This is a genomic window from Bacillus sp. JKS001846, from assembly GCF_900176455.1.
In the GTDB taxonomy this organism is placed as follows: Bacteria; Bacillota; Bacilli; order Bacillales; family Bacillaceae_G; genus Bacillus_A; species Bacillus_A cereus.
The window spans coordinates 4,669,550-4,681,205 of record NZ_FWYG01000001.1 but is presented as its reverse complement, the minus strand read 5'-3'; the positions used below and the strand labels follow the sequence as shown (position 1 = coordinate 4,681,205).

Genomic DNA, 11,656 nt, shown 5'->3' with positions numbered 1-11,656 from the left:
TGATATGAGCACAAATATTTTAATGCATGAAGCAGTTATGCAATAACTTAATGATTTTTATCAAATGATGTTGTCGCAGCAAATTGAATAAGCATGAAAAAGTTAGTGATTATTTCGATGTATGTTACGAAGCGAAACAAAAACTACTAAGCAAAGGGGCGTTAAAATAATGAAGAAGCTTATATTAGCGACGTTAGGATTAGTGATAGTATTATCATTTAGTAACAATACAGGTGATACACAACATGCTCTAAAAAAGGAAGAAATTATACAATATTCACATGCTGATCATTTTTAATATCTCATTAACAAAGGGACTCCAATTATGGAGTCCCTTTGTTAATGAGATATTGCTTTAGTTTATCTAATTGTAATAATGTTTGTAAAAAGTGTAGATATTTTTTTAATTTGCAGAGGTAATTATTTGTTAATCTGTTAAAACATTAGCTTAGTAATACCAAGGGTTATTATAAATATAGTAATTACATAATTTGTCCCTATCAAAATGAACGTTTTTTGCATTTAATATATTGTAAATATATTTTATTTTGGAAGGATCTGATTATATGGCTCATAAATCTACTGGAGTGTTTCGGGTTCCAGTTTCTGAAAATGGGATTATTCCAACTGCTCTCAACATTATGTTAAACAATGATTCACGCTGCCATACTAGTAATGTAACGGTAACTGTTAAGAGAAGTCGAAACACCTTTTTCCCAACTCAAAATGAATTAGTTGAAATCTCTCGTACTTTTGTTTCTTTAGAACCAAACAGAACAACTAAGATTGTGTTGTTTACTCCAGAATTTCAAGTAGAAGATTTCCTTGATGTCATCATTAGTGGAAATAAAGAGGATGTTAAGGATGTTCTTGTATATTCTTTCTTAGCAGATTCAGTAGGTCACAATTTGCCATCTACTGTTTTCAGAAATGCAGAATACACTTTTGCTTGCTGACACTGTGATGATGTATTTTTTACTGTCGTATATCTGAATTGAAATGTTACAAGTAGCAATTCACGGCATACAATCTATCGGTGAAAGATCGTTCGGCAGAGGAGTGGTAGTTGGTGAAAGAAGTTTAGGATATCCAGATACACATGCGCTTAGGGTACCTTTAGGGAAATTTCGGGTAGTTTGAAATAGAAATTAGAAGATCCCTTCTACCTTAAGGTGGAGGGGGTTTCTTAATATTATTTTTTGATATATTGCTAAATATGTTCCCATAATTCATTCTATTGTATTGAGAATAATGTCATCTACATCAAAAAAACAGCTTATAAAAGGAACTAGTATTTGAGGTGGGTTTATTAACGAATTTTACATATAGCATGAATGAAAATGAGATAAATAAAACAATATCCCCTATTATGTTTTTTAAAATTAATTGAACAGGTCCTTGTAAAAATAAAGAAAAGACACCAAAAGGTGCCTTCCGCCGGCTTAAATTAATTTTAATATTATCGATCTAAGTTTAAAAGCTGTAGGGATTTTTACTGTGGGTTTTGTAAGTAGTTTTTACGAAATTATGAGTGTTTTTTATTTTGTAATTCAATAAGTTCATTTGGTATCACGTTTGTATAATATTCTTTTTCTGTTAGTTCAAATATAAATAATGCTTTTTTCCAGTTATAAATAACATCTTCTACATTATGTTGTTTCATTTTTAATAAACACTGACCTTTTAAATAGAATAGTTCACCTAATAGGTATAAAGTATTTAGATTAATTGCTAATTTGATACCCTTATCAATGTACTTTATTGCCTCTTCATGTTGATATGTGAAGTCGAAACATTTTGCTAAATTTAACATGAGTTTTAATTTAATTTCTTTATCTCTAGGAAAATCTAATTTATTAAAATTAGTTAAACATCTTTTGAATATATTAATACTTTTTTCATATTCTTTATTTTCTGCATAAAATATAGCCATTGTTTGCATAATATCTATTTCTCTTTCTGATAAAAAATCAGAATTAGTTAAAGTCAGTTTTAATGCATTATTTAAAAAATCTAAAGCAGTTTTTATTGATTTATCCACCATAAATATAGCAATTGCTTCATGCCACATTAGAAATTGTTTCTCATCTTTTGTTTGAAAATTATTTAAGTTTTTCTCTTTTTTTACTATTTCATAAAGTTCTTTATATTGTTTTTGCTTTAAGCAATCTTTTATTACATATTTTACATTTTCTACATATTTTAATCTTTTGTTTTGAGTTAGTGCAAATATGTTATTCGGATCAATACCAAGTCTTTCTGATAATTGATATAACAATATACTAGATGGATAAATCATACCTTTTTCAATCTTGCTAATTTGACTTTGTGAACATATTCCATGACATAATTCGGATTGTGATATATTTTTTTTGATTCTAAGTTCTTTAATGGTAATACCCAAATCGTTAAATTCCATTTTTCCACCTACTATTTAGCACTTTATTAAAATAAGAACATTCTCTAACCTTAATGTAATGTAAAATTAATATAGTTGCAATTATTGTTTTAAAGGGCTTATCGTTTCTATAAGATGGGAAGATTTTTTTATGTACAAAAAAGACACCCTAAGGTGCCTTCTTGCGATTTGCTCCATTGTAATATGGTATTGGATGCCAGTCCAATTATTATTTTACCACGTTAAATAGCTTCGGTTATTGAGAAAAAAGACAACTCATTATTTGAATGCAAAAAGTCCTAGGGGGACTAGGACTTTTTGCTAGAATGAATATGATTTAAAAAAGGACTTATATAACGTAACATATGAATGTTTCGTAAATGTATCAAAAAAGTGAACAAAAGCGTTAATTTAAATAAAAAAAGCTCCGCGATAAAAGCTGCGGAGCTTCATAAGGTCGAGTTATGTCGTACTCACAAGGGATTTTAACATGAATGTTGTGGTGAAAATACTGGTAAATTTATCCCGTAAAACCCCCACTGATTAGAGTTTCACTTCATTCGAAGGAATTCATGTTTTATAAATTAGATTATGAGAGTTGATATTCTCCATATTGACCAGAAAAGAACTAAAAATTCTAGTGAAATTCCAAGTGTTCGTTTCCTAGTTTTTTGAAATTCTTTTATTAAATAGCCAACAGCACTAATTGCTATAAGAATGAAAAGAATAAGTTCGAGTGTAACTGGCATTTTATCTACTCCTAATACTGTAGTTTATTATATAAAGATTATAAGATATTTTTGTGGCTAGTGGTGAAAAATTCAATAGAATTATTTCTAAATGGAGTAAATCTTTCAACGGACCAATCAAAGGTCAATACAAAAAGTGTTATACAATATACGCATGGAGAGTCGTGGGGCTAAAGAAATATTGGAGTATAAAGAGTTGTTAGATCAAAGGATTATTACCGAAGAAGAGTTCGAAGTGTAGAAAAAAGTAATTATTAGGTATATAGATGAAACGCTCAGATGAGCGTTTTTTTATTTATATATTCGCAAGTAAAATAACATAATATCACTATGAACCCTTATAACAATATGAATTTTTGCATATTTTAAAATTTAATATATCCCTTAAAAAGTTTTAATTGTATAATATATTTTGTCATATTTTTAGATTTTTCGACATAAACCAACAAAAATAGAGAGCGTATTGGGAGAAGACATTATGTATACAAAACTATTAAAATCAATTACATCATTATCACTTATTGGTGGTGCGTTGTTATATACAAATGGCAGCGATGTAAAAGCTGCTGAAGTGGGTGTTTTTTCTGATGTGCCGACATCACATTGGTCATATCCTGCGATTAAAGATTTAGCGAGTAAAAATATTATTTCCGGTTATGGAAATGGGATATTTGGTTTTGGAGATGTTGCGACAAGGGAGCAAGTTGCGGCTTTAATTTATCGAGTGTTAGTACCAAATAAACAAGGCGGCTCGTTTAGTAATGATGGAACTCGTTACGTATTAAAGGATGGGTCTACGTTTAAAAATCCTTACGGTGATATTAATCAAAGTTCTACAATGTTCCCAGAAGAGGTATTAACTTTAACGAATTTAGGAGTTTTTAAAGGTGATGAAAATGGCCGATTTAGACCGAAAGCTTCTGTGAATCGTGCAGAAATGGCACAAATTCTTACGAATGCTTTCCATCTTGCGGCAAAACAAAAACATACCTTTAAGGATGTTCCAAATCCATTTTGGGCAGAAAATGCAATTAGTGCGGTGCAGTCAAATGGAATCGCAGATGGCACAGGGAACGGGAATTTTGAACCGTATGGCACAGTAACACGTGAACAGTATGCGCAGTTTTTATATAAAACTTTGAAGTATAAAAATGCTGATGTGAAAGATACAGGAGATGCGGCATTATTAACAGCGTTTAAAGAGGAAGTACAAAAGCGTATTAATACATACGAGACAAATATTACACTGCCATATAAAACGAAAAATAATAATACAGACGAAGTGATGAATACACTTTTTAACGCATATAAAGAAGTGGCAAGTAAGAATGAGTATACAAATAATAATAGATCGAATGTTTCATATGGACTTTCTGGATCACCTGGAAATTATACGTTTACGCTTAAGATTACATATCGTGAAACGAAAGAACAGACGGAATATGTCATGAAACAAGCGAAAGCAATCGTTTCTTCTATCACTCAAGTTGGAATGGATGATCACGAAAAAGTGAAGGCGATTCATGATTACGTAGTAAAGCATGTTTCTTATGATACGTCTTATAAAGCTTACACAGCATATGAAGCACTTGTAAATCGTTCTGCGGTTTGCCAAGGTTACGCACTATTAACTTATCAATTATTAAAAGAAGCAGGAATTGAAAATCATTTCGTGACAGGAACTGGGGACGGACAACCTCATGCTTGGAATTTAGTGAAAATCGAAAACAAATGGTATCACCTTGATACAACATTCGATGATCCGGTTCCAGATGAGCAGGGCCGCGTAACGTATTCGTATTTCAATTTATCAGATGAACAAATCGCAAGAAATCATGAGTGGAACCGTGGAGACTATCCGCAAGCTACAACAAATTATTATAGTACACTGACAAATAAAATTGCGGCAGGTAGTACGAAAACGTCTGCATATCAGCAAATATTAAAAGATACAAAGTTAAACTATTTAGGAAATGAATATATTGCAAATAACTATACTGAATTAAAAAATAAAATGCAGCAGCGTTATAGTGCAAAGCCAGAAAAGATAGAAGTACTTTATAAGCAATCAATGAACGGTGCGCTGCAAGATGTGAAAAATGCAATTGGGGAAATCGGTTATCCGCAAGGGTCCAACCGTGTTTCTTATAAAGCGGAGCCTTACAATGCGAAAGAAGGGTATTCTTTAGTGACGATTACGTTTACGTATTAAGAATGAGAAAAAGCATCTGTTTCAGATGCTTTTTTTATTATATTAATTCGACAAAATATGACAGGTGAAAGCGAATTGGTCTGTTATGATAATTTTTGGAATTTTACATTTTAGAGGATTAATCATGAATAAAAAGAAGATTTTCGCTGTGTTAATAGGAATTGTAGCCTTATTTGTAATTATTAATGTAGTTGTTACGAAAGAGAAAACGACATCAACCAGTGAAAAAATGTACTCTGAGAAAGAATATAATAAATTAGTAGATGAACATTTTGAAGAAACGCAAAAGTTGAAAAGTGATATGAGTGTGTTAGAAACTGAAAAAAATCTCTTGAAGAGCAAATGAAGGCGAAGAATAAGCAAGGGTAAAACAAAAACGCTATCTTTTAAAAAGGTAGCGTTTTTGTTTTGGGTTATAAAGTTATTCCTACATTTGACATATACAGTCTGACTGTATAAAATTAAACTATACAGTTTAACTATATAGTTTAGCTATATAGTTATCGTTACATTGGAGGTCTTTATGAATAGAGATAAAAATTTACCATTAACGGAAACAACGTATTACGTTCTTTTAGCTTTATTAGAGCCAGCTCATGGATATTTAATTATGCAAAAGGTGGAGGAACTGAGTAATCATCAAGTGAAAATCGCAGCGGGTACATTGTATGGTGCGGTGGAAAATTTATTAAAACAAGGGTTAATAGAATCGGTAAAAAGTGAAGATAAAAGAAGAAAAGTGTATGTCATTACGGAACGCGGGAAAGAAGTATTGCATTTAGATTTTATGAGAATGCAGCACATTATTGCGGTTACAAAAAGTTTATTACACGTATAGTTAGGAGGAAACGATGATGTGGAGATTAAAATTCTTTTTAGACTTTGAGAAAGAGGAAAAATGGTTAGAAGAGATGGCTTGGAAAGGCTATCAACTAGAAAGCAATACATTTGGTTATACATTTAGATATACAGAACCGGAAGATGCGACGATTAAAATAGACCATAGAGTATTTAGTAGAAAAAGTGATTTTATTAATTACTGCACATTATTTGAAGATAGTGGTTGGGAGCATATAGCTGGTAATCGGTGGTCAGGTACGCAATATTTTAAAAAGGTAGATGAAGAAAGTGAAGATGACATTTTTTCAGATCCAATGTCACGAGCAGGAAAGTATAAGCGTCTATCTAAAACATTTTTAGAATTAGCGATCTGTTATTTGCCGATATTATTTTTATTTATGTATAGTAATACAATGAATTTAGGAGCCTTTGTAAATCCGAAAGAACTATACTTGACCCCAGGATTATGGGATAAGCAAGGTGAATCATTTCTATGGTCATTCTTATTTGAAACGCCATTTGCATTAATGAGAGGACTTTTTTTGATATTTATCCCCGTTGCGACATGTATGTTTTTCGTTTGCTCGTATAAAGCAAATCGATTGTATGAAGAGAGAAGATGATAGGAGAAATCCCCTTAAAGTAGCTGCTTTGAGGGTTTTTTTGAATTTGTAAATGACTCTTCTTAAAATAGATATGAGATTAGAGAAGGACAATGATGTATTGGAGGTCACTATATCAAAAAAGAAAATTGTATGTCTAGACGCATTTTAAATACAAAATAACCGATTCCTTATATGTTAAGAAATCGGTTATTTATTTCCCCACTTTTTTAGAGATCTTTTTCTTGTAATGGTTTTAAATGATTGATTTAAGGTTATAAACTTAAATCATAAATAAAAGATAAAATAAAAACTATATAAGAAATAAATGTAACGAAAACAAGGAAACATATAAACTGAGAATTAGATACATATTGTTCTATTCTTTTTTTCATGTTAATTCGTATTATTTTTCAAATGTGAAGTATCAATTGGAATTTGAGCTTTCCAAGATCCAATTACTTTTCCAATTCTAGTTATATTTACATCTAAAGTAAGAGGCTGTTTAAAAACGTCTTTTTCTTCAGTAGTTATAACAAATGTAGCAACACCTTCAGGTCTATCATTATCACGAATGCCTATTTTATCTAACTTTTTACCTGCTGCCATAAGTTCAAAAGGAAGATAATCATCTGAATCATGGATAAATGATAGTCTCCCGTCATTTTTAATCTCAGGGTTTTCCTCTTGTTGCCCATCAATTTTACCATCACTCTCAAGATTTAATCCTGATGTATCAAATTCAAATGGTACTAAACTTCCGTCCGCTTTTTCCATTCTATAATGAACTGATATACGTGAATCTGCGATAAATACTTCTTTGAGATGTACAGTAATACCTTGATCTGTAATTTTTTCATCAATAGGAATATATTTACCATTCTTCATCATATCTTGTGTGATACCATTTTCATCTTTTATTCCTTCATTTACAACTTTATCATTTGTAATTGCATTAGAAAAATAGGAAGCAACATTTGTAGCCGCCACTTGTACTTGTGGAATCATTGCTGTTGTGAAAAGTGCTGCTGCAGCTACTGCTGTATAAATAAAACGTTTTGATTTTTTACTCATGTTTGTAAAGAGTCCCTTCTTTTGTTGTTTTTTGTGATTTATATTAGAAACATTGTCTAACTTGGAACGACTTTCAAATGTTTTCCATGCTTGTTCTATATCAATTTTGATTTCTTGTGGTGAATTTGCAGATTCTTCATCTAGCATTACGTTTTCCCATTGATTTAATTTACTAATTTCTATTAATAAATCTTGGCATGCTTCACATGTATCTAGGTGTTTTGTGAATTCTTTTCTTATATCATGAGAAAGTTCTCCATCAATATATGTTTGAATAAACCCGATATCATAACATTTCATTTGTTATGCCTCCTCCATTTGTTTATAAATCTTGCGAAATTTCATTTTGGCTCGGACCAATAATGTTCCAATAGAAGATATTTCAATTTGAAGTACTTCTGCAATTTCTTTATATTGAAAACCAGAGAATTTCATTAGTAAAAGGGTTCGTTCTCGATCATTCATTTTATTTAGTATCGTTTGGACCTTTGTAATTTCTTCTTTTCTTATCCAATCATCGTCTAATGATGAAACATTTTGTACTTCATGGTATTGTATTTCTTTATCAATCTTCGCTTGCTGCCTTTTTTCAGATCGAAAATGGTTATAGGCTACATAAGTAGAAGATTTAATCAACCATCCAGGTATGTTTTCAATCCCTTTCCAATCACTACGATATAGTTGTAAAAATACTTCTTGTGCTAACTCTTCAGCGATAGATTGATCTTTAACAATCCAGATGATTTGTTTCACAGCGTAAGCATAGTACTGCTTAAATAAATCTTCAAAGGTCATATCAGAAGCATGACTTTCTTCATTTTCTATGGTTAACATGTTCGTTTAAACCTCACTTTCAATTTGATACCTGTATTATAGAGAAACCAGAAAAACGGATTTTGTGACAGTTTTTCTGGATATTTTTTATTATGTACTAAAAAAAGCATTCGTCTAATTAAAAGAGAAATGTAAAAAGGAAATGAAAACATAAAAATTATAACTCTTGCAGTAGTTGTCTATTAATGCACAAGAAAACAGTTAGTTTGTTGCCAAACTGTATCTAAACGTACAATTTCACTTCTTCTATTTTCATGAATATGTATAATTACATAAAATTTCAAAGAAAAAGAGAGTATACTTTCATATTGTGTAATAAAGATAAAGCCCGCCTACGGAAATAGGCGGGCTTTTTTTTACTTATGAAGAAAAGACAACCTTTAAGGTGTCTTCCTTTTGAAATCTAGGTTGTCCAGTTTGTTTTACTTTGGTGCAATAGCAATATTGTTTGGAATAAAGTTTCACCATATTGCTATTAAACTAAAATATTAAGATTGCACTTAAACGAAATTTATAGCATCGAAGTTCATTTTGGAGGGGGGAATGTAATACTACATTTTTAAAGTATTCGTTACACTTGAACCTCTGCACATTACGTAGGGCTTTTTTCATGAAGAAAGGACACTCACGTGAGTGTCCTTTCGATAGTTTTTAGCAGAAGCAAGCAGCTCCAACGATGATTAATAAAATAAACAATACAACTAATAAAGCAAATCCTCCAGCGAAGCCACAGCCGCCACAACTACCACCAAAGCCCATAACAGTTCCTCCTTTAAATAGGAGGAGAAAAACAAAGGTTCACTCATGTGTTTTAACGGATTCCATTTACTTTATGCTTTTTACGAATAAATGGAGCAGGTCCTTTTTAAAATAGATTTATGCCGCTATTTTTCGGATAGTAAGACCCGGATTGGTGGGGGCTGATTAAAGTTTCATTTTATTCTTTAAGAGCGAATAAATGAAAAATAAAATATCTAATAATATAGATAGAAATCCGCTTTTATACCTTTCATTAAAATAATACTAGCATTATATATTATAAGGAATACTTGTCCTTAATTGTAAATGAAAGGGGGAATTGATATGAGCTATGGCTATGGTCATCCTCCTGGAAGATGTCATAAACATCACAATGAAACTTTGTCAACGGGTGTATTACGTAGACATTCCGCTACGTTATTTCTTACTGTTGAAGCTATGAATGTTGATCCAGATGATACTCGTAGAGTAACAGTTGAAATGTTTGATTGGTCATCTGGTTCTCCGGTATTGTTACCATTAATAGACCCTTCAACACAAACATTGCCACCTAATCGATATGTTACTTTTCGTTCAGCAGCTCTTCCTCCAGCACTTTTTGCTTATGAAGTAAGAATCATTCGTCCGAAAGATAGAGATGTTGTTACGAATGTTTTTGGTCTTAGTGCAATCATATTTAACCCACAAGAAGGAAACAATGTTTTACAACATGATTTAGCAAAATTAGACCTTAAATAGATTTTATAAAGGTCTATTTATTGAGCATGATTAAAAAAGAGTAGGATGTAATCCTACTTTTTTTTAACGTTAATTAGAATTTTAAAAGAAATCCTTCATTATTTTAGCATCTTTAATATTCACTATCACACCTTCTACCTTATCTTTCTTCTCATCTTTAGCAATCGTAATTTGCTCCTTATTATCAGCCCACACAAGAAATTCTTCTTTTGAGTCATCTTTATATGTAACAGTAATAGTAGAATGTGCAGATTCTCTCTTTTTTTGATCTAGTGTGATTTGTTTAGGAGTGCCTTTTTGGACTGCTGAAACGATAGATTGTATCATTTTTTCGTTGTCTGTTTGAGATTTGGAAGTAGTATGATTTGTTGTTTTCAGTATTTCAATGTCTGTAATATTAGCAGAATTTAATTGAAAGGTATTTTGTTTATGTTCTTGCTTAACTTGTGAAGCTTTATCTGTAGCCGAGGTACTTGTACAACCTATTAAAGTGAAAGATAAAGCGGTTAGAGCGCATATAGATATGATTTTTTTCATAGTATCCCTCCTCAAGTTTAATTATAACAATTTTCTGTTAATTTAGGTGGTTATTGTAAGGAGAAGATGTTTTAAAGTGGTAAATGATGATGTTCATTCTCTATTAAAATTAAAATTCACATAACTTTTTTCATATTTTATGTTTAACATTTCGAAAATGGGTGTACTACATATAATATAACAAATAATTCATTTTAAAGGAGGAAGTTAAAGATGGAAACGAAGTATAGTAAACCTTTTGTATATGAATTTATTACGGAGAAAGAGGTCATGAATGCGGCGAATGATCTCGTGAAAAAAGGAATAGACCAAAAAGATATTTACGTATTAACGCATGAGAAAGATAGGACAGATAGAATTGCGGACAATGCAGACGTGAATACAATTGGGATAAAAGAGGAGGGACTTGGGACAAGCATTATTAACGTCTTTCAAAAAACAGGAGATCAGTTAAGAAATAAAATGCAAGAGTTAGGGCTTAATGAGGAAGAAGCGAACTTTTATGAAGAAAAACTGGATGAAGGGAAAATCTTGTTATTCGTTAAGGATTTAGAAAGAGTCGGTGAATGGTTACAAGAAAGAAGATGCATGTATTCTATTTAAATTTGTATCCTTTAAATCTATAAATCTATTACGAAAAGGAGATTGTAAATATGAGTGAGAACGGACTAAAAGAACAAGTTAAAGGTAAAGTTGAAAAGAAAAAAGGACAAGTAAAAGAAGGAATTGGTGAAGTTACAGAAGATAGAGAGTTGAAAAATGAAGGTAAGTGGGAAAAAACGAAGGGAACGATAAAAGAAAAAGTCGGAAAAGTGAAACAAAAGATAAGTGATGAATTGGATAATAAAGAATAATATATGTTCATCAAGCTTTAGTTACATACTAAAGCTTGATGAATTCAATATAAAACGAA

At 31.1% G+C, this 11,656-nt stretch carries 13 protein-coding genes and 1 pseudogene; 9 read left to right on the top strand and 5 right to left on the bottom strand.

Features of this window, described 5'->3' with window-relative positions:
• Positions 1 to 169 precede the first annotated feature (169 nt).
• Positions 170 to 298: a hypothetical protein gene (locus tag B9A45_RS32875; protein ID WP_000733538.1), complete on the top strand. Its 129-nt coding sequence runs from the start codon at positions 170 to 172 to the stop codon at positions 296 to 298.
• Positions 299 to 566: 268 nt separating this feature from the next.
• The gene (locus B9A45_RS25000) at positions 567 to 956 is read left to right on the top strand and encodes a hypothetical protein (protein WP_000940662.1); all 390 of its coding nucleotides are present in this window, start codon (positions 567 to 569) and stop codon (positions 954 to 956) included.
• A gap of 569 nt (positions 957 to 1,525) precedes the next feature.
• Here the strand turns inward: B9A45_RS25000 and B9A45_RS24990 are convergent.
• Entirely contained in the window at positions 1,526 to 2,419 is an 894-nt protein-coding gene (locus B9A45_RS24990) for a helix-turn-helix domain-containing protein (protein ID WP_048567819.1), read from the bottom strand.
• A gap of 1,206 nt (positions 2,420 to 3,625) precedes the next feature.
• Between B9A45_RS24990 and B9A45_RS24980 the strand changes: the two genes are divergently transcribed.
• From B9A45_RS24980 to B9A45_RS24965, 4 genes and pseudogenes are all read left to right on the top strand, one after another.
• Complete coding sequence (locus B9A45_RS24980) at positions 3,626 to 5,359, top strand: S-layer homology domain-containing protein (protein WP_053513644.1); 1,734 nt, start codon at positions 3,626 to 3,628, stop codon at positions 5,357 to 5,359.
• A gap of 124 nt (positions 5,360 to 5,483) precedes the next feature.
• Positions 5,484 to 5,684 (top strand): annotated as a pseudogene (locus tag B9A45_RS24975) (hypothetical protein); the annotation flags it as partial.
• Positions 5,685 to 5,882: 198 nt separating this feature from the next.
• A complete protein-coding gene (locus B9A45_RS24970) occupies positions 5,883 to 6,197 on the top strand; it encodes a PadR family transcriptional regulator (RefSeq protein ID WP_001078063.1) in 315 nt (104 codons plus the stop codon).
• 13 nt (positions 6,198 to 6,210) lie between these two features.
• Complete coding sequence (locus tag B9A45_RS24965) at positions 6,211 to 6,822, top strand: DUF2812 domain-containing protein (protein WP_084065303.1); 612 nt, start codon at positions 6,211 to 6,213, stop codon at positions 6,820 to 6,822.
• Between the two features lie 375 nt (positions 6,823 to 7,197).
• Here B9A45_RS24965 and B9A45_RS24960 read toward each other — a convergent pair whose 3' ends face one another.
• The 3 genes from B9A45_RS24960 to B9A45_RS24950 all read right to left on the bottom strand — a co-directional run bounded on the left by B9A45_RS24960 (position 7,198) and on the right by B9A45_RS24950 (position 9,468).
• Positions 7,198 to 8,175, bottom strand: a complete 978-nt coding sequence (locus tag B9A45_RS24960) for a DUF4179 domain-containing protein (RefSeq protein WP_000650408.1) — start codon at positions 8,173 to 8,175, stop codon at positions 7,198 to 7,200.
• Positions 8,176 to 8,178: 3 nt separating this feature from the next.
• Positions 8,179 to 8,709: an RNA polymerase sigma factor SigX gene (locus B9A45_RS24955; protein WP_000955505.1), complete on the bottom strand. Its 531-nt coding sequence runs from the start codon at positions 8,707 to 8,709 to the stop codon at positions 8,179 to 8,181.
• A 651-nt stretch (positions 8,710 to 9,360) separates the two neighbouring features.
• Positions 9,361 to 9,468: a YjcZ family sporulation protein gene (locus tag B9A45_RS24950; RefSeq protein ID WP_000505670.1), complete on the bottom strand. Its 108-nt coding sequence runs from the start codon at positions 9,466 to 9,468 to the stop codon at positions 9,361 to 9,363.
• A gap of 324 nt (positions 9,469 to 9,792) precedes the next feature.
• Between B9A45_RS24950 and B9A45_RS24945 the strand changes: the two genes are divergently transcribed.
• Positions 9,793 to 10,206, top strand: a complete 414-nt coding sequence (locus tag B9A45_RS24945; protein ID WP_000120203.1) for a hypothetical protein — start codon at positions 9,793 to 9,795, stop codon at positions 10,204 to 10,206.
• An 81-nt stretch (positions 10,207 to 10,287) separates the two neighbouring features.
• Here the strand turns inward: B9A45_RS24945 and B9A45_RS24940 are convergent, their stop codons facing one another.
• Positions 10,288 to 10,743 (bottom strand): hypothetical protein, encoded by a 456-nt coding sequence (locus B9A45_RS24940; RefSeq protein ID WP_000720859.1) that lies wholly within the window; start codon positions 10,741 to 10,743, stop codon positions 10,288 to 10,290.
• Between the two features lie 213 nt (positions 10,744 to 10,956).
• On the opposite strand from B9A45_RS24940, the gene B9A45_RS24935 reads away from it, so the two are divergent.
• Both B9A45_RS24935 and B9A45_RS24930 read left to right on the top strand, forming a co-directional pair.
• On the top strand, positions 10,957 to 11,346 hold the full coding sequence (locus tag B9A45_RS24935) for a YflT domain-containing protein (RefSeq protein WP_000448802.1): 390 nt from the start codon (positions 10,957 to 10,959) through the stop codon (positions 11,344 to 11,346).
• Positions 11,347 to 11,396: 50 nt separating this feature from the next.
• Positions 11,397 to 11,597, top strand: coding sequence for a CsbD family protein (locus B9A45_RS24930; protein WP_001293468.1), 201 nt, complete (start codon positions 11,397 to 11,399; stop codon positions 11,595 to 11,597).
• The last annotated feature ends 59 nt before the right edge of the window (positions 11,598 to 11,656 follow it).